This is a genomic window from Clostridium muellerianum (assembly GCF_012926525.1).
GTDB lineage: Bacteria > Bacillota > Clostridia > Clostridiales > Clostridiaceae > Clostridium_AM > Clostridium_AM muellerianum.
The window spans coordinates 21,624-47,272 of record NZ_JABBNI010000023.1 but is presented as its reverse complement, the minus strand read 5'-3'; the positions used below and the strand labels follow the sequence as shown (position 1 = coordinate 47,272).

Here is a 25,649-nt window from a genome sequence, read left to right as displayed (position 1 = left end):
ATTTTTATTACCTTAAGAACCCTTGGTAATGACGCATTACCAACTGTGACTCTATTTGCTTTATTGTTTCTATAGCAACATTTACAATAATAAGCAATCCAGTAGCCCCAAAATATATACCTTTAAAGTTTGTATGATTTTGAGCTATCATTGGTATTACTGCTATCACTCCTGCAAAAGATCCACCAAGTATTGAAACTTTAGCAAGAACTTTTTCTATGTGCTCAGTTGTAGGTTCTCCTGGTCTTATTCCTGGTATGAATCCTGATGACTTATGCATGTTTTCTGACATTTCTTCAGGCTTCAAAGTAACCTCTGTATAAAACCAAGTAAAGAATATTGTTAATAAAAAATAAGTTAGTGCATATTGCCAACTACCATCTTTAAATATACTAAATTTACCTGCAGTTACAAATTTATAGAAAGCTGAATTTGGCCAAAACTGACCTATAGTCATTGGAAACTGCATAACAGATATAGCAAATATTATTCCAATAACTGCTGAACCATTTACATTAATAGGAATATGAGTGGATTGACCTTTATAAAGCTTTCCACCTGATGTTTTTCCAGCATATTGTATAGGTATTCTTCTTTCTGATAAAGTCATAATTACTACTGCTACAAACATTGCAAATGCCACCACAACCAGTGCTACAAGCTCAATAAAATTAATTGTCTCCATTTTCTGCAGTCCTATAATTTGATTTAGTGTCTTTGGAAATCCAGAAATAATATTTACAAATATTAAAAGCGATATACCATTTCCAATTCCACTATCAGTAATTCTATCACCAAGCCAAATTAAAAACGTTGAAGCTGTAGTCAATGTAAGTATTATTAAAAATGCATTAACTTTATTATATGGATCATGAAGTGCATTAGCTCTAGCTATTATAACATATGTACTAATAGCTTGAATTGCTGCTAAAGGCACTGCAGCATATCTTGTATATTGTTGTATTTTCTTTCTTCCATCGTCTCCTTCTTTAGAAAGTTGTTCTAACGCAGGAATCGCAATTTGCAATAATTGCATTATGATGGAAGAGTTAATAAATGGTACTACACCAAGAGCAAATATACTAAATCTACTAAATGCACCACCTGCTATCAAATCATAAAAACCAAATAATGATCCGCCTTTAGTTAAATCAGCAAGTTTTGTAGTATCAATTCCAGGAACAGGAATAAAATTTCCCATCCTGAAAATTGCTATCATTAGTATTGTAAACAATAATCTTTTTCTCAACTCCGGAACTTTCCAGGCATTACGTAAGGTTGATAACATTATTATACCACCTCAACTTTTCCTCCAAGCGCTTCTATTTTTTCTTTAGCTACCTGTGAGAATTTTGCTGCTTTTACAGTTAATTTTTTCTGCAAATCACCATTGCCAAGTATCTTAACACCATCTTTTGATTTCCTTACTATTCCTTTTGATAATAGTAATTCTGGTGTAACTTCAGTGCCATCTTCAAAAATATTTAATCTATCAACATTTATAGTTGAGAATTCTTTTGCAAATATATTTGTAAATCCTCTTTTGGGAAGTCTCCTGAATAAAGGCATCTGTCCGCCTTCAAAACCTAATCTGACTCCGCCGCCGGATCTAGCTTTTTGTCCTTTTTCACCTTTACCAGCGTTTCTTCCTAAACCTGAACCAGTACCTCTACCTACTCTTTTAGGAGCTTTTCTTGATCCTTCTGCTGGTTTTAACTCATGAAGTTTCATTTCAACTTACACCTCCTCTGTATTACGCTTCTTCTACATTTAGAAGATAGCTAACTTTTTTTATCATACCTTTAATCTGAGGAGTATCCTCATGTTCTACAACTTTTCCTATTTTCTTTAATCCAAGAGCGTTAACAGTAGCAATATGATCTTTTTTTCTTCCTATTAAGCTTTTAGTTAAAGTTATTTTAATTTTAGCCAAGGTTCATTCCCCCCCTAACCTAAAATTTCTTCAACAGATTTACCTCTAAGATTAGCAACATGTTCTGCTGTTCTTAATCTTGATAAACCGTTTATAGTAGCATTAACCATATTTCTTGGATTATTGGATCCTAAAGATTTAGCTCTAACATCCTTTAATCCTGCAAGTTCAAGTACCGCTCTAGCAGGACCTCCTGCTATAACTCCTGTACCTTCTGATGCTGTCATTATAAGTACTCTTCCAGTACCAAATTCACCTTGTATATCATGTGGTACTGTTGTACCAAGCATTGCAACTTCTACTAAATTCTTTTTAGCATCTTCTATGCCTTTTCTGATTGCTTCAGGTATTTCTATAGATTTACCAGTTCCTACGCCTACGTGACCATTTTCATCACCAACAACTACAAGGGCACTAAATCTAAAGTTTCTACCACCTTTAACAACCTTAGCAACTCTGTTTATAAATACAACTTTTTCTTTAAGATTTAAAGTGCTAGGATCGATTCTCATTTATTTCCCTCCTTCTTTAGAATTGTAAACCAGCCTCTCTTGCGCCTTCTGCAAGATTCTGTACTCTTCCGTGATATACATATCCGCCTCTATCAAAAACTACTTCTTTTATTCCATGTTCAATAGCTCTTTTAGCTATTATTTCACCAACTTTTTTAGCTGATTCTTTATTACTGCCTATACCTTCGAAATCTTTATCCAAAGTTGAAGCAGAAACTAAAGTTTTTCCATTTATATCATCTATTATTTGAGCATATATATTTTTTTCACTTCTATATACTGCAAATCTAGGTCTTTCAGTTGTTCCAAAAATTTTCTTACGAACTCTAAGATGACGTCTTACTCTAGCTTTTTTTCTGTCGTCTTTATTGAACATAAAAGTCACTCCTTTCTATTATTTCTTACCAGTCTTACCTTCTTTACGTCTTATAACTTCGTTTTCGTATTTGATACCTTTTCCCTTGTAAGGTTCAGGTTTTCTCCAAGTTCTTATATCTGCTGCAACGGCACCAACTAATTCTTTATCAATACCTCTAACGATAACTTTAGTAGCAGCAGGTGTTTCAAATACTACGCCTTCAACTGGTTCTATTTCAACTGGATGTGAATATCCAAGATTCATAACTAATTTTTTACCTTGTAACTGAGCTCTGTAACCAACACCTACTAATTCCAGTGTTTTTGCATATCCTTCAGTTACTCCGATAACCATGTTATTTATTAGTGCTCTTGTTAATCCGTGAAGAGCTCTTACATTCTTTACATCGCTGTCTCTTGTAACAACTACATGGTTGTCTTCAAGAGCTATATTTACATCTTTGCTCATAGCTCTAACAAGTTGGCCTTTTGGTCCTTTTACAGTAACAACGTTGTCTGGTGTTACTGTAACAGTTGCGCCGTTTGGTATAGCTACTGGGAGCTTTCCTATTCTTGACATGATTACACCTCCTGTATTCCTATAGGCACATAACAAGCTTAATTTGCTATATATCCTAATTACTTTGACTTAAGTAATAATACTTTACATTTCTTTTATATCTTCAAATTACCATATGTAGCAAAGAACTTCTCCGCCTACTCCAAGTTTTGTTGCTTCTTTGTCTGTAATAATTCCTTTTGAAGTTGATATTACAGCTATTCCCAAGCCATTTAAAACTTTTGGTATTTCTTCTTTTCTGCAATAAACTCTTAATCCTGGCTTAGATATTCTTTTAAGACCAGTTATAACTCTTTCTTTACTTTGACCATACTTCATTGCAAGTCTTAACATATTAACGGAACCATCTGTATATTCCTCTACGTCTTTTATATATCCTTCTTGAAGCATTATATTTAAAATAGCCTTCTTTATGTTAGAAGAAGGTACTTCTACTATTTCATGTCTAACAATGTTTGCGTTTCTTATACGTGTAAGTAAATCTGCGATAAGATCAGTCATTACCATTTATTGTGCCTCCTTTCATTAACAATTATCATTACCAACTTGCTTTTCTACATCCTGGTATTTCACCTTTGTAAGCAAGTTCTCTGAAACAAATACGGCATATACCAAACTTTCTTAATACAGAATGAGGTCTTCCACAAATTCTGCATCTAGTGTAAGCTCTAGTTGAATATTTTGGGTCCTTATTCCACTTTTCTATTAAAGCTTTACGTGCCACGTTTTCCCCTCCTTATTTCTGAGTGAATGGCATTCCAAGGAATCTTAATAATTCTCTTGCTTCTTCGTCAGTGTTTGCAGTTGTAACGAAGATTATATCCATACCTCTTACTTTATCTATTTTATCATATTCTATTTCTGGGAACATTAATTGCTCTTTAACTCCTAATGAATAGTTTCCTCTTCCATCAAAAGCTTTATCTGAAACTCCAGAAAAGTCTCTAACTCTTGGTAAAGCAACATTCATTAATTTATCTGCAAATTCATACATCTTATCTTTTCTTAATGTAACTTTACAACCTATTGGCATGTTTTCTCTTATTTTGAAGTTAGCAATAGATTTCTTTGCTCTAGTTAAAATTGGTTTTTGACCTGTAATAAGTGTTAAATCACTTACTGCAGCTTCTAACACCTTTGGGTTATCCTTAGCTTCACCAACACCCATATTAATAACTATCTTCTCTAACTTTGGTAACTCCATAACATTTTTATATCCAAATTTATCCATTAAAGCCGGAATTACTTCCTTTTGATATTTTTCTTGTAATCTTGAGATCATTATTTAGCCCTCCTTTCAAAGATTAGAATGTTTCTCCGCACTTCTTACAAACTCTAACTTTTGTTCCATCTTCTAATAATTTATGGCTTATTCTTGTTACTGATTTACATTTATCACAATATAACATTACTTTTGAACTATATATAGGAGCTTCCTTTTTAATTATTCCGCCCTGCATATTTGCTCTGTTTGGTTTCTGGTGTTTTGTTACTTCATTGATGCCTTTAACAATTACTTTTCCTGTTTTAGGCATTACGGCTAAAACTTCTCCTGTTTTACCCTTATCTTTTCCGGATATAACCATAACCGTGTCTTTTTTTCTAACATGTATTTTATTTAATGCCATTATAGCCACCTCCTTATCTTATAGAACTTCAGGTGCTAATGATAATATTTTTGTAAAATCTTTATCTCTTAGCTCTCTTGCAACTGGTCCGAAGATACGAGTTCCCTTAGGGTTTTTATCTTCTTTTATTATAACAGCAGCATTTTCATCAAATCTTATGTAAGAACCATCAGCTCTTCTTAAGCCTTTTACTGATCTTACTACAACTGCCTTTACAACTTCACCTTTTTTAACAACACCGCCTGGTGTTGCACTTTTAACGCTAGCAACTATTATATCACCAATGTTTCCCCATTTTCTTTTGGAACCACCTAATACTCTTATACACATAATTTCCTTAGCACCGGAATTATCTGCAACTTTCAACAATGTTTGTTGCTGAATCATTGAAAATACCCTCCTTTCAGCTTTATATACTATTTAGCCTTTTCAACTATTTCTACAAGTCTCCATCTCTTATCTTTTGATAATGGTCGTGTTTCCATTATTAAAACTCTATCATTAATTTTTGCTTCATTATTTTCATCATGAGCTTTAAATTTAGTTGTTCTATTAACTGTTTTTCCATATAATGGATGACGAACTTTTGTTTCTATTGCTACTACTATTGTCTTATCCATTTTGTCAGAAACAACTTTACCTATTCTTGTTTTTCTATTTCCTCTTTCCACAGAACAAACCTCCTTTCAGTCTATGCCCTTAGCTCTTCTTCTCTAAGGATGGTCTTAATTTGGGCTATAGATTTTTTAACTTCTTTAATTCTCATTGGATTTTCCAATTGACCTGTGGCTAACTGAAATCTTAAATTGAATAATTCGGCTTTAAGATCTCCTAGTTTACCCTGCAAATCTAGGGGGCTGTTTTGTCTTAATTCTTGCAATTCTTTAGCCTTCATTATTTTCACCACCCACTTCTTCAAAATCTCTCCTAGTCACAAATTTAGTCTTTAAAGGTAATTTGTGTGATGCAAGTCTCATAGCTTCTCTTGCAACAGTTTCATTAACACCTGACAATTCGAATAATACTCTACCTGGTTTAACAACGGATACCCAGTATTCTGGTGATCCTTTACCAGAACCCATACGAGTTTCAGCAGGCTTTTCAGTAACTGGCTTATCTGGGAAAATCTTTATCCAAAGTTTTCCTCCTCTTTTAATGTATCTATTAATAGCTATTCTGGCAGATTCTATCTGATTGCTTGTAATCCATCCACATTCAGTAGCCTGTATAGCAAAATCTCCATATGCTATAAAGTTTCCTCTTGTAGCTTTGCCCTTCATTCTACCACGTTGTACCTTACGATGTTTAACTCTCTTAGGCATTAACATATGATATTCCTCCTTCCTATGCGTTAACTTCTTCCTTATTTTGAGCTACTTTCTTAACAGGAAGAACTTCTCCTCTATATACCCATACTTTAACTCCGATTTTTCCGTATGTTGTATCTGCTTCTGCAAATCCATAATCTATATCAGCTCTTAATGTTTGTAGTGGAATTGTTCCTTCATGATATTGCTCAGTTCTTGCTATTTCAGCTCCACCAAGTCTTCCTGAACATGAAGTTTTAACTCCTTTAACACCAGTTTTCATTGCTCTTTGAATAGTTTGCTTCATTGCTCTTCTGAATGAAATTCTTTTTTCAAGTTGTTGAGCTATATTTTCAGCCATAAGTTGTGCATCACCTTCTGCTGATTTAACTTCAACAATATTTATTAAGATGTTCTTATCTGTAACTATCTTTTGGATACTAGCTTTTAAAGCATCTATTCCTGAACCGCCTTTTCCTATTACCATACCAGGCTTAGCTGTAAATATGTTTAACTTAACTCTTTTAGCTGCTCTCTCAATTTGAATTCTTGAAACTCCAGCTGAAGCAGTTTTAGCCTTTACAAATTCTCTGATCTTATTATCTTCCACTAGGTTATCTGCAAAATTTTTCTTATCTGCATACCATTTGGCATCCCAATCTTTAATTACGCCAACTCTTAGGCCATGTGGATGTACTTTCTGTCCCATCTGTTTCCCTCCTTCTTAAGCTCTTTCTTTAACAACTACTGTTACGTGACTAGTTCTTTTCTTGATTCTAAAAGCTCTTCCTTGAGCATGTGGTCTGAATCTCTTTAATGTTGGTCCTTGACAAGCATACGCCTCCGCAACATATAAGTTATTTATATCTAAACTTAAATTATTTTCTGCATTTGCAACTGCTGATTTTAAAACTTTATTAATAACCTCAGCTGCATCTTTTGGAGTATATTTTAATATAGCAAAAGCTTCATTTACGTTTTTGCCTCTTATCAAATCAAGAACAACTCCTACTTTCATTGATGACATTCTCACATATTTAGCTATAGACTTAGCTTCCATAGATATTACCTCCTTTCTAGACTATTTTAACTTACTTGATTTCTCAGTTCTATCTATATGTCCTTTAAATGTTCTAGTTAATGAAAATTCTCCTAACTTATGTCCTACCATATCCTCTGATATATATACAGGTACATGTTTTCTTCCATCATGTACTGCTATTGTATGACCTATCATTTGTGGGAATATAGTTGAACTTCTTGACCAAGTTTTTACAACTTTCTTCTCACCATTTTTATTCATTTCGTTTATTCTATTTAAAAGTGTTTCTTGAACATAAGGTCCTTTTTTAACTGATCTACTCACGATTTGGCCTCCCTTCATACAACGTAACTAATAAGCAGTGAAGAGAACTTAACATTCTCTTCCTACTATTTATCGTTTCTTCTCTTAATAATAAATCTATCTGAATATTTCTTATGTTTTCTAGTTTTATATCCAAGTGCTGGTTTGCCCCATGGAGTCATTGGACTTGCGTGTCCGACTGGTGATTTACCTTCACCACCACCGTGTGGATGGTCATTAGGATTCATTACAGAACCTCTAACTGTAGGTCTGATTCCCATGTGTCTTGTTCTACCAGCTTTACCTATATTAGTGATTTCATGAGTTAAGTTTGAAACCGTTCCTATAGTTGCTCTACATTCTATTTTTACGTATCTCATTTCACCACTTGGAAGTCTTAAAGTAGCATATCCGCCCTCTTTAGCCATAAGTTGAGCTGATGTTCCAGCTGATCTAACAAGCTGTGCTCCCTTTCCTGCTGACAATTCTACATTATGAACAATTGTACCAACAGGTATGTTTTGTAGTGGAAGACAATTTCCTGTCTTTATGTCAGAATCTGCACCTGATACTATAATATCTCCAACTTTTAATCCAACTGGAGCTATTATGTATCTCTTTTCTCCATCAGCATAAACTACAAGAGCTATATATGCTGATCTATTTGGATCATATTCTACTGTAGCTACCTTAGCTGGAATTGAATCTTTATTTCTTTTGAAATCTATTATTCTATACTTTTGTTTAGCACCGCCACCAATATGACGAACTGTTATTTTACCGTTTGCATTTCTACCACCGCTCTTCTTTAATGCAACAAGAAGTGACTTTTCTGGTACATTTGTAGTTATTTCTTCAAATGTACTAACTGTCATGTTTCTTCTTGAAGGGGTAGTAGGATTAAATCCTTTAACTGCCATCGGTATTCCCTCCTTCTTTCAGCTTATCTGGTTTCTAACCATTACCTGCTTATTTTAAATTACATTCCTTCAAAAAACTCTATTGTTTTACTGTCTGTTGTTAATTTAACAATAGCTTTTTTGTAATCCGCTCTTTTTCCAATGTGTACGCCAACTCTTTTTGTCTTTCCTATATATCTTGATGTTTTAACGTCTTCTACTTTTACTCCAAATACATCTTCTACTGCTCTTTTTATCATTGACTTGTTAGCATGTATGTCAACTACAAAGGTGTATTTTTTATCACTCATTGAAGACATACTTTTTTCAGTTACAATAGGTCTTCTTATGATATCATAATTAGTTAATTTCATTATGCATACACCTCCTCAATTTTTGATACAGCTTCCTTAGTTATTACAAGCTTCTCATATTTTAATAAATCATATACATTTAAGTTATTAACTGGCATTATTTCTATACCTTGTATATTTCTTGCTGACTTATACACATTTTCATTTGACTCAGATGTAACTATCAATGTTTTCTTCGCATTTAATGCATTTAACATTGCAACTACTTCCTTTGTCTTTGGAGCTTCTAATTCTAAGTTTTCTAGAACTACTATCTGCTCATCATTAACTTTGCTTGTAAGAGCTGATTTCATAGCTACTTTTCTCATTGACTTTGGAACTGAAGTTCTATAGTCTCTTGGTTTTACTGCAAAAACCATTCCACCATGAATCCATTGTGGTGCTCTTATTGAACCCTGTCTTGCTCTACCAGTTCCTTTTTGTCTCCAAGGTTTTATTCCGCCTCCAGAAACTTCAGCTCTAGTCTTAGCTGATTGAGTTCCCTGTCTTTTATTTGCAAGTAATGCAACAACTACTTGATGTAGTGCATATTGATTTACTTCAACTCCAAATACGTTATCTGAAAGTTGAACATCTCCAACTTTTTTACCTTCTTTATTAAATAATCCTACTGTAGGCATTCTGTATCCTCCTTTCTACCAAAACTTAAGCTTTAACTGAATTTCTTATTACTACAAAGCCTTTATTAGGTCCTGGTACTCCACCTTTTATTAATATAATGTTTTTCTCAGGCATAACTTTTGCAATTTGTAGGTTTAATACTGTTGTATTTACATTTCCCATATGTCCAGGCATTTTCTTGTTTTTAAATGTTCTTGATGGATCAGATGATGCTCCCATAGAACCTGGTGCTCTATGGAATTTTGAGCCATGGGACATAGGTCCTCTCTGAGCATTCCATCTCTTAATTGTACCTTGGAAGCCCTTACCTTTAGAAACTCCAGATACATCAATCTTTTCACCTGCTGCAAATACATCAGCTTTTATTTCCTGTCCTACTTCATATGCGCTTATGTCTTCGATTTTTAATTCTTTTACAAATCTCTTTAAAGCAGCACCAGCCTTTGCAAAGTGTCCTTTTACTGGTTTGTTTACAAGCTTTTCTCTTATGTCATCAAATCCTACTTGTATAGCATTGTATCCATCCTTTTCTGTAGTTTTCTTTTGAACAACTACGCATGGACCTGCTTCAATTACTGTAACAGGGACTATTTTCCCATTTTCATCAAATATTTGAGTCATACCAAGTTTTCTACCTAGTATAGCTTTTTTCATACTCTGCACCTCCTCAACGTATTAGCGGATCGCCTTAGGCGGTCATAATCGTTAGTAATAGTTATCTATTACAATTATAATTTTATTTCAATATCAACACCTGCTGGTAAGTCTAATCTCATTAGAGCATCAACAGTTTTTGGTGATGGACTTATTATATCTATAAGTCTTTTATGAGTTCTTATTTCGAACTGCTCTCTAGAGTCTTTGTACTTATGTACAGCTCTTAATATAGTTACAACATCTTTTTCTGTTGGTAGTGGCACTGGACCTGCTACCTTTGCACCTGTTGTTTTTGCTGTTTCTACAATCTTTTCAGCTGATTGATCTAATATGTTATGATCAAACGCCTTTAATCTAATTCTTATTTTTTGTTTTGCCATTGCTATTTCCCTCCTTTTCATGCACGCTTTACTTCTTACGTACAACAGCGGATTGGTTATGTAAACTGCTCCGGGTGTTTCGTATTTTTACCCAAAAATAGTCACCTGCACAACCACCGTCGCCCGGTTCAAGACCCGGCATACTCAGTCAAGAATTACCCGGAAGCCCGGCAACCTCTTGCCTCATCGCTGTTATCACAATACAACTTCTTAATTATACAATATATTTTTATATTTGACAAGTATTTTTTATTTATAAAATCACTTAAAATTATTTTATAAAAAAGGAAAGAGCGTCCTCTTTCCTTTTTCCATTAAATGCATTTAACTTTTAAAATCAAAAATTACTCAACTATTTTAGTAACAACTCCTGAACCAACTGTTCTTCCGCCTTCTCTTATTGCAAATCTTAATCCTTCATCCATTGCTACTGGTGTAATAAGTTCAACGTTCATGTCTATATGATCTCCTGGCATAACCATTTCTACTCCTTCTGGTAATGCGATTGATCCTGTAACGTCTGTTGTTCTAAAATAAAACTGTGGTCTATATCCATTGAAGAATGGTGTATGTCTTCCGCCTTCTTCTTTCTTTAATACGTACACTTGACCTACAAATTTCTTATGTGGGTGTACTGATCCTGGTTTTGATAATACTTGACCTCTTTCGATGTCATCTCTTTGGATTCCTCTTAATAATGCTCCTATATTATCTCCTGCCATTGCTTGATCTAGTAACTTTCTGAACATTTCTACTCCTGTTACTGTTGTCTTGCCTTTTTCTTCTTTTAATCCTACGATTTCTACTTCGTCTCCAACTTTTAGTATTCCACTTTCAACTCTTCCTGTTGCAACTGTTCCTCTTCCTGTGATTGTGAATACATCTTCTACTGGCATTAAGAATGCTTTATCTGTTGCTCTTTCTGGTGTTGGTATATAGCTATCTACTGCTGCCATTAATTCATGTATGCATTTTGTTGCTTCTGCATCATCTGGGTTTTCTATTACTTTTAATGCACTTCCTACTATTATTGGAATGTCATCTCCTGGGAAGTCATACTCGTTTAATAATTCTCTAACTTCCATTTCTACTAATTCTAATAATTCTGGATCGTCTACTTGGTCTGCTTTATTTAAGAATACTACTATGTAACTTACTCCTACTCTTGAAGCTAGTAGTATATGTTCTCTTGTTTGTGGCATTGGACCATCTGCTGCTGATACAACTAAGATTGCTCCATCCATTTGTGCTGCTCCTGTTATCATGTTCTTTACATAGTCAGCATGTCCTGGACAGTCTACATGTGCATAGTGTCTGTTTTCTGTTTCATATTCTACGTGTGCTGTGTTGATTGTGATTCCTCTTTCTTTTTCTTCTGGTGCTTTATCTATTTCGTCATATTTAAATGCTTCTGCTTTTCCCTCTTTTGCTAACACCATTGTTATTGCTGCTGTTAATGTTGTCTTACCATGGTCTACGTGTCCTATTGTTCCTATGTTTACGTGTGGTTTGTTTCTTTCAAATTTTGCTTTTGACATTTTTATTCCTCCCAAAAATCAATTTATTTTTGTATTAAATTAATTAGTTTTCTTACCAGCTATTTGTTCTTGAATGCTCTTTGGAACTTCCTCATAGTGATCAAATACCATTGAGTAAACTCCTCTACCTTGAGTTCTTGATCTCAATGTAGTTGCATATCCAAACATTTCTGAAAGTGGAACAAATGCTCTTATTACTTCTGCACCTGCTCTTGGATCCATTCCTTCAATTCTACCTCTTCTTGAATTAACGTCTCCTATTACATCTCCCATATATTCTTCTGGAATTACTATTTCAACTTTCATCATAGGTTCAAGTAATGCTGGATCTGCTTTTCCCATAGCATTTTTAAATGCCATAGATCCTGCGATTTTAAATGCCATTTCTGATGAATCGACATCATGGTATGATCCATCAACTAATTTAACTTTGAAGTTTATAACTGGATATCCAGCTACTATACCACTTTCGGCAGCTTCTTGTATACCATTATCAATAGGTCCTACATATTCCTTTGGAATAGCTCCACCGACAATAGCATTTTCAAATGTATATTCGCCTTCTGTTGGTTCCATTTCTATCCAACAGTGACCATATTGACCACGTCCACCAGACTGTCTAACAAATTTACCTTCAGCTTTAACAGCTTTTCTAATTGTTTCTTTATAAGCAACTTGTGGCTTACCAACATTACATTCTACTTTAAACTCTCTTTGAAGTCTATCAGCAATTATTTCAAGATGAAGTTCTCCCATTCCTGCTATAATTGTCTGTCCTGTTTCTTGGTTAGTGAATGTTTTAAATGTAGGATCTTCTTCTGCAAGTTTTGCTAATGCAATACCCATTTTTTCTTGACCAGCTTTTGTTTTTGGCTCTATAGCTACTTCTATAACTGGTTCTGGGAATTCCATACTTTCAAGTACAATTGGATTTGCTTCATCACAAAGAGTATTACCTGTAGTAGTTTCTTTTAATCCAACTATTGCACCTAAATCTCCTGAACGAAGTTCTTCAACTTCTTCTCTATGATTTGCATGCATCTTAACAAGTCTTCCGATTCTTTCTTTTTTACCCTTAGTTGAGTTATATACATAAGAACCACTCTTCATTATTCCTGAGTAAACTCTAGTAAATGCTAATCTTCCAACAAATGGGTCTGTAGCAATTTTAAATGCTAATGCTGACATTGGAGCATTATCATCTGCTGGTCTTTCATCATCTTCTCCAGTTTCAGGATTTGTTCCTTTAATTGCTGGTATATCTAATGGTGATGGCATATAATCAACTACAGCATTTATCATTGGCTGTACGCCTTTATTTTTATATGATGATCCACATGTAACAGGTACTATAGCATTTGCTATAACGCCTTTTCTGATACCTTTTTTAATTTCATCTATAGTTAATTCTTCACCATCAAGGTATTTCATCATTAATTCTTCATCTTGCTCAGCAACTGCTTCTATTAAAGCTGTTCTATACTCTGCAGCTTTATCTTTTAGGTCTGCTGGTATTTCAACTTCATCCATAACTTTTCCTAAATCATCTTCATATATTATAGCTTCATTACTAACAAGATCTATAATTCCTTTAAACTGATCTTCAGCTCCTACTGGTAACTGTATTGGAATAGCATTACAATGTAATCTATCTCTTAGCATATTTACACACATGTAAAAATCAGCACCTGTAGAATCCATCTTATTTACATATACCATTCTTGGTACTTTGTAATTATCCGCCTGTCTCCATACAGTTTCTGTCTGAGGCTCAACTCCACCTTTTGCATCTAATACAGTAACTGCTCCATCAAGAACTCTTAATGATCTTTCAACTTCTACTGTAAAATCTACGTGTCCTGGCGTATCTATTATATTTATAGCATGATCTTTCCACATACAAAAAGTTGCTGCTGAAGTAATTGTTATACCTCTTTCTTGTTCTTGAACCATCCAGTCCATTGTAGCCTGACCTTCATGAACTTCTCCTATTTTATGAGTTCTTCCTGTATAAAAAAGTATACGTTCTGTTGTAGTTGTTTTTCCCGCATCAATGTGAGCCATTATTCCTATATTACGGTATTTCTCTAACGGATGTTGTCTTCCCACTTAAATTTCCTCCTCTTAAAGTATAAATTTAAATTTGACAAAACTGTTTTGGTAAAATCCAAAACAGTTTTGTTTATTATTAGTATCTATAATGTGCAAAAGCTTTATTAGCTTCAGCCATTTTATGAGTATCTTCTCTCTTTTTAACAGCTGCACCAGTATTATTAGCGGCATCCATTAATTCTGCTGAAAGTCTTTCTCTCATGCATTTTTCGCCTCTTTTTGCTGCTGCTGCAAGCATCCATCTAATTCCTAATGTCTGTCTTCTTTCTGGTCTAACTTCTATTGGAACTTGATATGTAGCACCACCTATTCTTCTTGCTTTTACTTCAAGTAATGGCATTACATTGTTCATTGCCTCTTCAAAAACCTCTATTGGTTCTTTACCTGTCTTTTCACGAATTATGTCAAAAGCTTCGTAGCATATTTTTTGTGCTACTCCCTTTTTACCATCTTCCATTATGTTGTTTATGAATTTAGTAACAACCTTACTACTGTACACTGGATCTGGTAATACATCTCTTTTTGCAATATGTCCTTTTCTTGGCACTTTTCTTCCCTCCTTAACAATATGAAATTTAAGTTCATCGGTACTCGATACCACACTCTTTCATGTGCTACCGTAAAGTGCTTTGTACTTCTGCAAGTTATTTATTAAATCTATATATAAATGCTGAAGACATAGCACTATTTTTCAAATCAACTTAACCAAACATTATTTTTGTTTTGGTTTTTTTGCACCGTATTTTGATCTACTCTGTAATCTGTTAGCAACTCCTGCTGAATCTAAGGCACCTCTGATGATATGATATCTAACACCAGGAAGATCCTTAACTCTTCCTCCTCTTATAAGAACAACACTATGCTCTTGTAAGTTGTGGCCTACACCTGGAATGTAAGCAGTTACTTCAAAACCATTTGTTAATCTAACCCTAGCGATTTTTCTTAATGCTGAGTTTGGTTTCTTAGGTGTTGTAGTTTTTACTACTGTACAAACTCCTCTCTTTTGAGGACATTCCTTTAGTGCTGGTGCTGTTGATTTAGCACTTATTGTCTTTCTGCCTTTTCTTACTAACTGGCTTATAGTTGGCATATTTACACCTCCTTTAAAAAATATTAACTAGCTTAAAATTTATTTAAGCAGCTAATTTGTAACAAATTAAAAATTTATGTTAAATTATATCTGTAAGCTATTTAAATTAGGAATTAATCCTTTAACACTGCTGCTGTTGCTGCTCCGACATCTATTCCACAAAGCTTTCCTAATTCTTTCATACTATCTACATATACTGTTTCTAGGGATTCTTCACTAACTAATAATTTTATAGGTTGTATAAACTTATCATCGGCATCTTTTGCTATATAAACAATTTTTACATCGCCAGCTTTTATAGCCTTAATTGTTTGTTTTACTCCAACAACCTTACTGCCTTCAAGTCTAAGAATCATTATTACCTTTCCTCCCTTACAGTACTATGGAGACAAAGCTATATAACTTTGTCTCTTTTAAAAACATACAGGTGTATTTTATCATTTTAAATCTACTATGTCAATAAATTGTTAAACTTCTATTGGATTATTAACTTGTTTTTCTTCTAATTCTTTTTCAGTATTAATTTTGATAGACCTATATCTAGTCATACCTGTACCTGCAGGTATTAACTTACCAATAATTACATTTTCTTTTAAGCCTAATAATGGGTCTACTTTTCCTTTAATGGCCGCATCAGTAAGCACCCTTGTTGTTTCTTGGAATGACGCAGCTGAAAGGAATGAATCTGTAGCTAGTGCTGCTTTAGTTATACCTAATAATGCAACCCTACCTTGAGCTGGTCTTTCACCTTTAGCCTCTGCTTTTTCATTTTCTTCATCAAAATCAAACATATCTATCATTGTACCTGGTAATAATTCTGTATCACCAGAATCTTCTATCTTTATCTTTCTTGTCATCTGTCTTACTACTACTTCAAGATGCTTATCATTTATATCAACACCTTGGAGTCTATAAACCTTCTGAACTTCAGATAAAAGATAATTTTTAACTCCCAAAACACCTTTAATTCTTATTACATCATGTGGATTAACAGAACCCTCTGTTATTTCATCTCCAGCACTTATTACATCTCCATTAGATACCTTAATTCTAGATCCAAATGGTATATCATAAGTAACCTCTTCACCTGAATCTGTAACTACAGAAATAGTTCTCTTTTTCTTTGTTTCTTCCATTTTTACTGTACCAGAGACTTCACTTACTATAGCGAGTCCTTTAGGCTTTCTTGCTTCAAATAATTCCTCAACTCTTGGAAGACCTTGAGTTATATCAGATCCAGCAACACCACCAGTATGGAAAGTTCTCATTGTAAGCTGAGTACCAGGTTCTCCTATACTTTGTGCTGCAATTATACCAACGGATTCTCCTATGCTTATTTTTTGTGCTGTAGCCATATTCATTCCATAGCATTTTGAACATACACCGTGTTTAGATTTACATGTAAATACAGACCTTATCTTAACTCTCTTAATTCCTAAGCCTTCAATTCTTTCTGCAAGCTTATTATCCATGTAATCATTCTTATGAACTACTATTTCTCCAGTACTAGGATCCATTATATCTTCTGCTGAATATCTTCCTGTAAGTCTTTCAGCTAAGCTTTCTATTACTTCATTTCCTTCTTTTATTTCAGAAACATCGTATCCTTCATGTGTTCCACAATCTTCTTCTCTTACTATAACATCTTGGCTTACATCTACAAGTCTTCTTGTCAAATATCCTGAGTCAGCAGTTTTTAAAGCAGTATCTGCATTACCTTTTCTAGCTCCATGAGTTGATATAAAGTACTCTAGTACATCTAAACCCTCTCTGAAACATGCTTTTATAGGCAACTCTATAATCTTACCAGATGGATTAGCCATAAGACCTCTCATACCAGCAAGCTGTTTAATCTGACTCTTAGAACCTCTGGCTCCTGAATCTGCCATCATAAATATTGGATTAAATCTATCCAAGTTATCCATAAGAGCATCTGCTACATCTTCAGTTGTTTTGGTCCATTTTTCTATAACTCTTTCATATCTTTCATCGTCAGATATGAAACCTCTTCTATACATTTTCTGAATTTTTTCAACTGCTGCATCTGTTTCTGCAAGTAATGTCTTTTTAGCTTCAGGCACCACCATATCTGAAGTAGAAACTGTAATAGCACCTATACTTGAATAGTGATATCCTTTTGCCTTTATTTTATCAAGCATTATAGATGTTTTAGTAGCTCCATGTTTCATATAGCACTTATCTATAACTTTACCAAGGTTTTTCTTTGTTACAAGAAAGTCAATTTCTAACTTAAACTCATTTTCTGGATTAGTTCTATCAATAAATCCTAAATCTTGAGGTATTGATTCATTAAATATTATTTTTCCTGGTGTTGTATCTATTATTCCAGTAATAAGTTCACCGTCTTTAATTTTACTCATTTTTACCTTGATCTTAGCATGAATATTAACCTGTTTAACCTGATAAGCCATGATTACTTCATCTGGTGATGAAAAGTATCTTCCTTCTCCTAACATTCCATCTTTATCTAATGTTAAATAATATGATCCTAAAACCATATCCTGAGTAGGAATAACAACTGGCTTACCATCTGATGGTTTCATTATATTATGTGCAGCAAGCATCAAAAATCTAGCTTCTGATTGTGCTTCAACAGACAATGGAACATGCACTGCCATTTGATCTCCATCAAAATCCGCATTATACGCTGTACAAGCTAATGGATGGAGCTTTATAGCCCTACCCTCTACAAGCACAGGTTGAAATGCTTGAATTCCTAATCTATGAAGAGTAGGTGCACGATTCAAAAGCACTGGATGATCAGATATTACTTCTTCAAGTACATCCCATACTTGAGATTGAACTCTTTCAACCATTCTTTTAGCACTCTTTATATTATGTGCTACTCCACTTTCAACAAGCTTTTTCATTACAAAAGGCTTAAATAGCTCTAGTGCCATTTCTTTTGGAAGTCCGCACTGATACATCTTAAGCTCAGGTCCAACAACTATAACTGAACGTCCTGAATAATCAACACGCTTTCCAAGCAAGTTCTGTCTAAATCTTCCTTGCTTACCCTTTAGCATATCAGATAATGATTTTAAAGGTCTGTTTCCAGGACCAGTTACTGGTCTTCCTCTTCTACCATTATCTATAAGTGCATCCACTGCTTCTTGAAGCATTCTTTTTTCATTTCTAACTATTATATCTGGTGCACCTAGATCCAAAAGTTTTTTAAGTCTATTGTTTCTATTAATAACTCTTCTATAAAGGTCATTTAAGTCTGACGTAGCAAACCTTCCACCATCAAGTTGAACCATAGGTCTTAAATCTGGTGGAATTACAGGAATTACATCTATAATCATCCACTCAGGTCTATTTTTAGACTTTCTAAATGATTCGACTACTTCAAGTCTTCTTATTATTCTTACTTTCTTTTGTCCTGTGCTAGTTTTTAAATCCTCTTTTAGTTCAACAGATGATTGCTCTAAATCTATTTCTTCTAAAAGTCTTTTAATGGATTCTGCACCCATACCGGCAATAAAACTTTCATCACCATATTTATCTACAGCTTCTCTATATTCTTTTTCATTTAAAAGCTGTTTCTTTAGTAATGGAGTTTCCTTAGGATCCAATACGACATAAGATGCAAAATATAATATTTTTTCTAATGCTCTTGGTGACATATCTAATATAAGTCCCATACGTGATGGTATACCTTTAAAATACCATATATGGGATACTGGTGCTGCTAGTTCTATATGCCCCATTCTTTCACGTCTTACTTTAGCTTTAGTAACTTCAACACCACACCTATCACAAACTATACCTTTGTATCTTATCCTCTTATATTTACCGCATTGGCACTCCCAGTCTTTTATAGGTCCAAAAATTCTTTCACAAAATAACCCGTCTCTTTCAGGTTTTAAAGTTCTGTAATTTATTGTTTCAGGCTTTTTTACCTCACCTCTTGACCATTCTCTTATTTTTTCTGGTGAAGCCAACCCTATTTGTAATGCATCAAAATTATTTAATTCAAACAAGGGTACATCCTCCCTTCCTAATGTTCGTCATTAAAATCATCTATTTCCAAATTACCTTGAAGTTCATCTAAAGATAAATCATCATAGTCAAGGTCTAACTCTTCATCGCTTTCTTCTGCCTCAACATAATCATCAGTTGGAGTTGGTGGAACGAGCTCTTCGCTTCCTTCTATATTTACACCTAAATCTTCGATTTCTTCATCTACAGATTCTTTTAATCTTATTTCTTCGTTATCATCGTTAAGTACTTTTACATCCAAGCATAATGCCTGTAATTCCTTAATAAGAACCTTAAATGATTCTGGAACTCCAGGTTCTGGTATGTTTTCGCCCTTTACAATAGCTTCATAGGTCTTAACTCTTCCTACAACATCATCAGATTTAACTGTTAATATTTCTTGAAGTGTGTGAGCAGCACCATATGCTTCTAAAGCCCAAACTTCCATTTCTCCGAATCTTTGTCCTCCAAATTGAGCTTTACCACCTAGTGGTTGCTGAGTAACTAATGAATATGGGCCAGTGGATCTAGCATGTATCTTATCATCAACTAAATGTGCAAGTTTCAATATATACATATATCCAACTGTTACCGGATTGTCAAATGCTTCTCCAGTTCTTCCATCATATAATACTGTTTTTCCCGTTTCATCATATCCTGCATCTACTAAGCATTTTACTATATCTTCCTCTGTAGCTCCATCAAATACAGGAGTTGCTACATGCCAACCTAGTTCACTAGCAGCCCATCCTAAATGAACTTCAAGTACTTGCCCGATATTCATACGAGAAGGAACTCCTAGAGGGTTTAAGCATATCTGAAGAGGTCTTCCATCTGGTAAGAAAGGCATATCTTCTTCTGGTAACACTCTTGATATAACACCTTTATTACCATGTCTTCCTGCCATTTTATCTCCTACAGATATTTTTCTCTTTTGAACTATATAACATCTAACTAATTTATTAACTCCTGGTGGAAGTTCATCTCCATTTTCCCTTGTAAATATCTTCACATCTACAATTATACCAGCTTCACCATGAGGTACTCTAAGTGAAGTATCTCTTACTTCTCTTGCTTTTTCTCCGAATATTGCTCTAAGTAATCTTTCTTCTGCTGTAAGCTCTGTTTCTCCCTTTGGAGTAACTTTACCTACAAGTATGTCTCCAGATCTTACTTCAGCACCTATTCTTATTATTCCTCTTTCATCTATATCTTTTAAAGCATCTTCACCGACATTTGGTATATCTCTTGTTATCTCTTCTGGTCCTAATTTTGTATCTCTTGCTTCTGCTTCATACTCTTCTATATGAATTGATGTAAATACATCATTTTTAACTAATTCTTCAGATATAAGCATAGCATCTTCATAGTTATAACCTTCCCATGTTATAAATCCCATTCTAATGTTTTTGCCTAATGCTATTTCTCCAAGGTCTGTAGAAGGACCATCTGATAATACTGTTCCTCTATCTACTTTTTCACCCTTGCTTACTATAGGTCTTTGATTTATACATGAACTTTGGTTAGATCTTTTAAATTTTAAAAGTCTATAAGTATCTATACCACCATCTGAATCTCTCTTTACTCTTACCTCGTTAGCACTTACATATACAACTGTTCCTGCATTTTTAGCCTTAGGCAGAACCCCTGAATCTACGGCTGCCTTAAACTCTATGCCTGTTCCTACAATAGGTGCCTGTGGCTTCAATAATGGTACTGCTTGTCGCTGCATGTTAGATCCCATAAGTGCACGGCTGGCATCATCATTCTCTAAGAATGGTATCATAGCAGTAGCTACAGAAACTATTTGTCTTGCAGATACATCCATAAGATCAACATCTTCACGTGGAACTATAATTACATCTTCTTGATCTCTTACTGTTACTTTACTGTCTACAAAATGTCCATCATCATCTAATGGTTCGTTTGCTGGTGCAACAAGATATTCATCTTCTTCATCTGCTGTCATATATACTATTTGTTTTGTAACTATGCCTGCTTTTTTATCTATTTTCCTATAAGGTGTCTCTATAAATCCATATTCATTTACTCTTGCATAAGCTGCTAATGAATTAATAAGTCCTATATTTGGACCTTCTGGTGTTTCTATAGGACACATTCTACCATAATGTGAATGGTGAACGTCTCTAACTTCAAATCCAGCTCTTTCTCTTGAAAGACCACCTGGTCCTAATGCAGATAATCTTCTTTTATGAGTTAATTCTGATAGTGGATTCGTTTGATCCATGAATTGTGAAAGCTGTGAACTACCAAAAAACTCTTTTATGGCAGCTGCTACAGGCCTTATATTTATTAATGCTTGAGGAGTTATAACTTCTTGGTCCTGAATAGTCATTCTTTCTTTAACTACTCTTTCCATTCTAGATAAACCAATTCTAAATTGATTTTGAAGTAACTCTCCAACAGACCTAAGTCTTCTATTACCAAGATGATCAATGTCATCTGTATGACCAATATCATATGGTAATCCTAATTCATAACTTATAGTAGTATATATATCATCTCTTATTATATGTTTTGGTATTAAAGAATGTATATTCTTTTTTATTTCCTCTTTTATACTATCTTCATCAGTATAATTGTCCAATATCATTTTTAAAGTAGGATAATGAACAAGTTCTTTTATATTTAAGTCATCTATATTAAAGTCTACAAAATTATGTATGTTTACAAAGTTATTACCTATAACTTTTATAACTTTATCTTCAAGTTGAATATTTACTGCAATTACACCACAATTTTGAATTTCTAAGGCTTTTTCTCTACTTATTTTTTCACCTTTTTCAACAAGTATTTCTCCAGTTTGAGGATTAACAACATCTTCAGCTGATACTTGGTTTGCAATTCTAAGACTCAAAGCTAACTTTTTATTAAACTTATATCTTCCTACCCTTGAAAGATCATATCTTTTAGGGTCAAAAAATAAAGATTCAATAAGTGATTGAGCACTGTCAACCGTAGGTGGTTCCCCTGGTCTTAGTCTTTTATATATCTCAAGTAGTGCCTCTTCTCTTGTCTTTGTATTATCTTTTTCTATTGTGGCTTTTAATCTTTCATCATCACCAAAAAACTCAGTAATTTCAGCATCTGTTCCATAACCCATAGCTCTTGCAAGAATAGTTATTGGCAATTTTCTTGTTTTATCTATTCTTACATATATTATGTCATTGGAATCTGTTTCATACTCTAGCCAAGCACCTCTATTTGGTATAACAGTTGCAGAAAAAAGTTTTTTACCTGTCTTATCAACTGACATATCATAATATACACCTGGTGATCTTACTAATTGACTAACGATTACTCTTTCAGCTCCATTAATAATAAAGGTTCCTTGTTCTGTCATAAGAGGAAAATCTCCCATGAAAACTTCCTGTTCTTTTACTTCACCAGTTTCTTTGTTTAGTAGTCTAACCTTTACCTTTAAAGGTGCTGCATAAGTAGCATCTCTTTCCTTACATTCTTCAACAGTGTATTTAATGTTATCCATATCTAGTTTGTATCCAACAAATTCTAAATTAAGATTTGCTGTATAATCCTGGATAGGATTAATATCATCAAATACTTCCTGCAAGCCTTCCTTCAAAAACCAATTATAGGAATCTAGCTGCACCTCAATCAAATTAGGCATTTCACCTACTTCTTTAAGTTTGGAAAAGCTCATTCTTGTTCTCTTACCAACCTGGACAGGATGTACCATTGACTCTCACCCCTTGCATAAACTAAAAATAACCAAAAACACAACTTTACTGTAGAACGTGCTTCTGGATTGATCACATTATCATCAAATTATTATAACCTATTTTTCATAATTAATTCAAATTATCTAAAATTAAAAATTAAATGTATACTTAATTTTTAATTAATCAATGCAATTAATTATTTTACCATAACATTATTAAATTGTCAATCAGGTTTATTCAATTGCTTAAAAAGTTTTAAAAAAGAGGCACTTTTTATAAAGTGCCTCTTTAATTTGTGAATTACTATTTTATTTCAACAGTAGCTCCAACTTCTGAAAGTTTAGCTTTCATAGCTTCAGCATCTTCTTTACTTACGCCTTCTTTTAATGTCTTAGGAGCTCCATCAACTACTTCTTTAGCTTCTTTTAATCCTAATCCTGTTATTTCTCTAACAGCTTTTATAACTTTGATTTTTTCTGAACCTGCATTTGCTAATACTACATCAAATTCAGTCTTTTCTTCTGCAGCAGCACCACCTTGAGCAGCACCTCCTGCAACAGCAACTGGAGCAGCAGCACTTACGCCAAATTCTTCTTCACATGCTTTTACTAAGTCGTTTAATTCTAAAACGCTCATTCCTTTTATAGCTTCAATTATTTCTTCTCTTGTCATTATTAGACACCTCCAAAATTTCCTTTTTTTAAATTAAGCTTCTTCTGATTCTTTTTTTTCTTTAATGGCATTTACTAAATAAGCAAAATTTGATAATGGAGCTTTGAAGCTTCCAAGTAATTTTGCAATAAGAACTTCTTTTGGTGGTATTGTTGCAAGTTGTTCAACCTTTTTAGCATCAAAGATTTCTCCTTGAACTATTCCACCTTTTAATTCTAATTTCTTATGGTTTTTAGCAAAATCATTAAGTACTCTTGCTGGAGCAGTTGGATCTTCATATCCAAATGCTACTGATAAAGGTCCTTGAAGTATACTACTTACTTCATCAAAACCTAATTCCTTTGCAGCTAATGCGCTTAAAGTATTTTTATAAACTTTATATTCAACACCAGCTTCTCTTAACTTTGTTCTAAGCTCTGTATCCTCTTCAACAGTTAATCCTTGATATTGAGCGAAGATTATACCTTGTGCTTTTTCCATCTTTTCTTTTATTTCTAAAACTTTTGCTTCTTTTATTTGTCTATTCTTTTTCACTGTGTGTCCACCTCCTCACAGTTTATACTGCAATTATACAAATTTAAAGGTCTCCCCGAAGACACAGAGAGACCAATTATAATCTTTATATTGGAACCCTCGGTAGGTTGTTAATCGTTATGCTTTCGCACCTACTGTCTACGGAATATTTACTTGTTAACCCTTAGGATTATACATAAATTTTTAACTTATGTCAATACTACTCTAAAACTTTTCCTGGATTTATTTTTATTCCTGGTCCCATAGTACTTGAAACTACTACTGATTTCAAATATTGACCCTTTGCTGCTGCTGGTTTAGCTTTAACTACAGCTTCCATCAACACACGGAAGTTTTGAGATAGTTTTTCATCTCCAAAAGATTTCTTTCCAATTGCAACGTGAATTATAGCAGTTTTATCAACTCTATATTCAACTTTACCAGCTTTGATATCAGCTATTGCTTTTGTAACATCAAAAGTAACAGTTCCCGATTTTGGGTTTGGCATTAATCCCTTAGGTCCTAATACTCTACCTAATCTACCAACAACACCCATCATATCTGGAGTTGCAACTACTACATCAAAATCGAACCAATTTTCTTTTTGAATCTTTTCAACAAGTTCTTCTGCTCCAACGAATTCAGCACCTGCTGCTTCAGCTTCTTTTGCTTTTTCGCCTTTAGCAAAAACTAAAACTTTAACTTTTTTTCCTGTTCCATGAGGAAGTACTACTGCTCCTCTAACTTGTTGATCTGCATGTCTTGGGTCAACGCCAAGTCTTAAAGCTAATTCTATAGTTTCATCAAACTTAGCTTTTGATGTTTTTACAGCAAGCTCCATAGCTTCTGAAGGTGTATATAATACACTTTTGTCAACTAACTTAGCGCTTTCTTTATAATTCTTTCCCATTACTAATCCTCCTTTGTGGTTTTAACGGTTTTTACCTCCCACTATCTTTGACAAAACTATTCTTCTACAGTTATTCCCATGCTTCTAGCTGTTCCTGCTATCATACTCATAGCAGCTTCAACTGTTGCAGCATTTAAATCTGGCATTTTTGTCTCAGCTATTTGTCTTAACTGATCCTTTGTAACTTTAGCAACCTTAGTTTTGTTTGGTACACCAGAACCACTTTCTATTCCTACTGCTTTCTTTAGTAATACTGCTGCTGGTGGAGTCTTTAGTATAAAACTAAAAGATCTATCCTGATATACAGTAATTACTACTGGAATTATTAATCCTGCTTGACTAGCAGTTTTAGCATTAAATTCCTTACAGAATCCCATTATGTTTACACCATGCTGTCCAAGTGCTGGTCCAACAGGTGGTGCTGGAGTTGCTTTTCCTGCAGGAAGCTGAAGTTTAATCATTCCTACTACTTTTTTAGCCATGAATTTACACCTCCTATAATGTGGTTATACGGACTT

Annotated in this window: 33 protein-coding genes and 1 other annotated feature; all 33 genes read right to left on the bottom strand. The window is 34.0% G+C overall.

What is annotated here, in order from left to right; all coding sequences use genetic code 11:
- Positions 1 to 7 precede the first annotated feature (7 nt).
- The 33 genes from secY to rplK all read right to left on the bottom strand — a co-directional run bounded on the left by secY (position 8) and on the right by rplK (position 25,613).
- Positions 8 to 1,288, bottom strand: a complete 1,281-nt coding sequence (gene secY / locus HBE96_RS12715) for a preprotein translocase subunit SecY (protein ID WP_169298121.1) — start codon at positions 1,286 to 1,288, stop codon at positions 8 to 10.
- A 2-nt stretch (positions 1,289 to 1,290) separates the two neighbouring features.
- Positions 1,291 to 1,731 carry a 50S ribosomal protein L15 gene (gene rplO, locus HBE96_RS12710; protein ID WP_169298120.1) on the bottom strand — a complete coding sequence of 147 codons (441 nt, stop codon included), beginning with the start codon at positions 1,729 to 1,731 and terminating at the stop codon, positions 1,291 to 1,293.
- A 22-nt stretch (positions 1,732 to 1,753) separates the two neighbouring features.
- Positions 1,754 to 1,933 carry a 50S ribosomal protein L30 gene (gene rpmD, locus HBE96_RS12705; RefSeq protein WP_169298119.1) on the bottom strand — a complete coding sequence of 60 codons (180 nt, stop codon included), beginning with the start codon at positions 1,931 to 1,933 and terminating at the stop codon, positions 1,754 to 1,756.
- Positions 1,934 to 1,947: 14 nt separating this feature from the next.
- Complete coding sequence (gene rpsE / locus HBE96_RS12700; protein WP_169298118.1) at positions 1,948 to 2,445, bottom strand: 30S ribosomal protein S5; 498 nt, start codon at positions 2,443 to 2,445, stop codon at positions 1,948 to 1,950.
- A gap of 16 nt (positions 2,446 to 2,461) precedes the next feature.
- Positions 2,462 to 2,821 carry a 50S ribosomal protein L18 gene (gene rplR, locus HBE96_RS12695; RefSeq protein WP_007062386.1) on the bottom strand — a complete coding sequence of 120 codons (360 nt, stop codon included), beginning with the start codon at positions 2,819 to 2,821 and terminating at the stop codon, positions 2,462 to 2,464.
- Between the two features lie 18 nt (positions 2,822 to 2,839).
- Positions 2,840 to 3,382: a 50S ribosomal protein L6 gene (gene rplF, locus HBE96_RS12690; protein WP_169298117.1), complete on the bottom strand. Its 543-nt coding sequence runs from the start codon at positions 3,380 to 3,382 to the stop codon at positions 2,840 to 2,842.
- A 108-nt stretch (positions 3,383 to 3,490) separates the two neighbouring features.
- On the bottom strand, positions 3,491 to 3,889 hold the full coding sequence (gene rpsH / locus HBE96_RS12685) for a 30S ribosomal protein S8 (protein WP_169298116.1): 399 nt from the start codon (positions 3,887 to 3,889) through the stop codon (positions 3,491 to 3,493).
- A gap of 31 nt (positions 3,890 to 3,920) precedes the next feature.
- Positions 3,921 to 4,106 (bottom strand): type Z 30S ribosomal protein S14, encoded by a 186-nt coding sequence (locus HBE96_RS12680; RefSeq protein ID WP_029160299.1) that lies wholly within the window; start codon positions 4,104 to 4,106, stop codon positions 3,921 to 3,923.
- A gap of 12 nt (positions 4,107 to 4,118) precedes the next feature.
- Positions 4,119 to 4,664: a 50S ribosomal protein L5 gene (gene rplE, locus HBE96_RS12675; RefSeq protein ID WP_169298115.1), complete on the bottom strand. Its 546-nt coding sequence runs from the start codon at positions 4,662 to 4,664 to the stop codon at positions 4,119 to 4,121.
- Positions 4,665 to 4,686: 22 nt separating this feature from the next.
- Positions 4,687 to 5,010 carry a 50S ribosomal protein L24 gene (gene rplX, locus HBE96_RS12670; RefSeq protein ID WP_169298114.1) on the bottom strand — a complete coding sequence of 108 codons (324 nt, stop codon included), beginning with the start codon at positions 5,008 to 5,010 and terminating at the stop codon, positions 4,687 to 4,689.
- Between the two features lie 18 nt (positions 5,011 to 5,028).
- The gene (gene rplN, locus HBE96_RS12665) at positions 5,029 to 5,397 is read right to left on the bottom strand and encodes a 50S ribosomal protein L14 (RefSeq protein WP_007062380.1); all 369 of its coding nucleotides are present in this window, start codon (positions 5,395 to 5,397) and stop codon (positions 5,029 to 5,031) included.
- A 29-nt stretch (positions 5,398 to 5,426) separates the two neighbouring features.
- On the bottom strand, positions 5,427 to 5,681 hold the full coding sequence (gene rpsQ, locus HBE96_RS12660) for a 30S ribosomal protein S17 (protein WP_169298113.1): 255 nt from the start codon (positions 5,679 to 5,681) through the stop codon (positions 5,427 to 5,429).
- A gap of 20 nt (positions 5,682 to 5,701) precedes the next feature.
- The gene (gene rpmC / locus HBE96_RS12655) at positions 5,702 to 5,905 is read right to left on the bottom strand and encodes a 50S ribosomal protein L29 (protein WP_169298112.1); all 204 of its coding nucleotides are present in this window, start codon (positions 5,903 to 5,905) and stop codon (positions 5,702 to 5,704) included.
- Positions 5,895 to 6,338, bottom strand: a complete 444-nt coding sequence (rplP, locus tag HBE96_RS12650; protein ID WP_169298111.1) for a 50S ribosomal protein L16 — start codon at positions 6,336 to 6,338, stop codon at positions 5,895 to 5,897. The genes rpmC and rplP overlap by 11 nt, the downstream gene beginning before the upstream one ends.
- A gap of 16 nt (positions 6,339 to 6,354) precedes the next feature.
- On the bottom strand, positions 6,355 to 7,026 hold the full coding sequence (gene rpsC / locus HBE96_RS12645) for a 30S ribosomal protein S3 (RefSeq protein ID WP_169298110.1): 672 nt from the start codon (positions 7,024 to 7,026) through the stop codon (positions 6,355 to 6,357).
- Between the two features lie 15 nt (positions 7,027 to 7,041).
- Positions 7,042 to 7,377, bottom strand: a complete 336-nt coding sequence (rplV, locus tag HBE96_RS12640) for a 50S ribosomal protein L22 (protein ID WP_169298109.1) — start codon at positions 7,375 to 7,377, stop codon at positions 7,042 to 7,044.
- A 21-nt stretch (positions 7,378 to 7,398) separates the two neighbouring features.
- Positions 7,399 to 7,683: a 30S ribosomal protein S19 gene (gene rpsS, locus HBE96_RS12635; protein WP_169298108.1), complete on the bottom strand. Its 285-nt coding sequence runs from the start codon at positions 7,681 to 7,683 to the stop codon at positions 7,399 to 7,401.
- A 65-nt stretch (positions 7,684 to 7,748) separates the two neighbouring features.
- A complete protein-coding gene (rplB, locus tag HBE96_RS12630; RefSeq protein WP_169298107.1) occupies positions 7,749 to 8,582 on the bottom strand; it encodes a 50S ribosomal protein L2 in 834 nt (277 codons plus the stop codon).
- 59 nt (positions 8,583 to 8,641) lie between these two features.
- Entirely contained in the window at positions 8,642 to 8,935 is a 294-nt protein-coding gene (gene rplW, locus HBE96_RS12625; RefSeq protein WP_169298106.1) for a 50S ribosomal protein L23, read from the bottom strand.
- A complete protein-coding gene (rplD, locus tag HBE96_RS12620; RefSeq protein WP_169298105.1) occupies positions 8,935 to 9,555 on the bottom strand; it encodes a 50S ribosomal protein L4 in 621 nt (206 codons plus the stop codon). The genes rplW and rplD overlap by 1 nt, the downstream gene beginning before the upstream one ends.
- A 25-nt stretch (positions 9,556 to 9,580) precedes the next feature.
- Entirely contained in the window at positions 9,581 to 10,210 is a 630-nt protein-coding gene (gene rplC, locus HBE96_RS12615; protein WP_169298104.1) for a 50S ribosomal protein L3, read from the bottom strand.
- Between the two features lie 74 nt (positions 10,211 to 10,284).
- Complete coding sequence (rpsJ, locus tag HBE96_RS12610; RefSeq protein ID WP_169298103.1) at positions 10,285 to 10,593, bottom strand: 30S ribosomal protein S10; 309 nt, start codon at positions 10,591 to 10,593, stop codon at positions 10,285 to 10,287.
- Between the two features lie 344 nt (positions 10,594 to 10,937).
- Positions 10,938 to 12,131 (bottom strand): elongation factor Tu, encoded by a 1,194-nt coding sequence (gene tuf, locus HBE96_RS12605; protein ID WP_169298090.1) that lies wholly within the window; start codon positions 12,129 to 12,131, stop codon positions 10,938 to 10,940.
- A gap of 39 nt (positions 12,132 to 12,170) precedes the next feature.
- Positions 12,171 to 14,240 carry an elongation factor G gene (gene fusA, locus HBE96_RS12600; RefSeq protein WP_169298102.1) on the bottom strand — a complete coding sequence of 690 codons (2,070 nt, stop codon included), beginning with the start codon at positions 14,238 to 14,240 and terminating at the stop codon, positions 12,171 to 12,173.
- Between the two features lie 79 nt (positions 14,241 to 14,319).
- Entirely contained in the window at positions 14,320 to 14,790 is a 471-nt protein-coding gene (gene rpsG / locus HBE96_RS12595; protein WP_169298101.1) for a 30S ribosomal protein S7, read from the bottom strand.
- A 165-nt stretch (positions 14,791 to 14,955) separates the two neighbouring features.
- Positions 14,956 to 15,333 carry a 30S ribosomal protein S12 gene (gene rpsL, locus HBE96_RS12590; RefSeq protein WP_007063571.1) on the bottom strand — a complete coding sequence of 126 codons (378 nt, stop codon included), beginning with the start codon at positions 15,331 to 15,333 and terminating at the stop codon, positions 14,956 to 14,958.
- 113 nt (positions 15,334 to 15,446) lie between these two features.
- On the bottom strand, positions 15,447 to 15,689 hold the full coding sequence (locus HBE96_RS12585) for a ribosomal L7Ae/L30e/S12e/Gadd45 family protein (RefSeq protein WP_169298100.1): 243 nt from the start codon (positions 15,687 to 15,689) through the stop codon (positions 15,447 to 15,449).
- A 111-nt stretch (positions 15,690 to 15,800) separates the two neighbouring features.
- Positions 15,801 to 19,337, bottom strand: a complete 3,537-nt coding sequence (rpoC, locus tag HBE96_RS12580) for a DNA-directed RNA polymerase subunit beta' (protein ID WP_169298099.1) — start codon at positions 19,335 to 19,337, stop codon at positions 15,801 to 15,803.
- 17 nt (positions 19,338 to 19,354) lie between these two features.
- Positions 19,355 to 23,053: a DNA-directed RNA polymerase subunit beta gene (gene rpoB / locus HBE96_RS12575; protein ID WP_169298098.1), complete on the bottom strand. Its 3,699-nt coding sequence runs from the start codon at positions 23,051 to 23,053 to the stop codon at positions 19,355 to 19,357.
- 286 nt (positions 23,054 to 23,339) lie between these two features.
- Positions 23,340 to 23,708, bottom strand: a complete 369-nt coding sequence (rplL, locus tag HBE96_RS12570; protein WP_169298097.1) for a 50S ribosomal protein L7/L12 — start codon at positions 23,706 to 23,708, stop codon at positions 23,340 to 23,342.
- A 33-nt stretch (positions 23,709 to 23,741) separates the two neighbouring features.
- Positions 23,742 to 24,242 carry a 50S ribosomal protein L10 gene (gene rplJ, locus HBE96_RS12565; RefSeq protein ID WP_169298096.1) on the bottom strand — a complete coding sequence of 167 codons (501 nt, stop codon included), beginning with the start codon at positions 24,240 to 24,242 and terminating at the stop codon, positions 23,742 to 23,744.
- Between the two features lie 33 nt (positions 24,243 to 24,275).
- Positions 24,276 to 24,404 (bottom strand) — a sequence feature (ribosomal protein L10 leader region).
- 37 nt (positions 24,405 to 24,441) lie between these two features.
- A complete protein-coding gene (gene rplA / locus HBE96_RS12560) occupies positions 24,442 to 25,131 on the bottom strand; it encodes a 50S ribosomal protein L1 (RefSeq protein ID WP_169298095.1) in 690 nt (229 codons plus the stop codon).
- 56 nt (positions 25,132 to 25,187) lie between these two features.
- Entirely contained in the window at positions 25,188 to 25,613 is a 426-nt protein-coding gene (gene rplK / locus HBE96_RS12555) for a 50S ribosomal protein L11 (RefSeq protein ID WP_169298094.1), read from the bottom strand.
- Between the last annotated feature and the right edge of the window lie 36 nt (positions 25,614 to 25,649).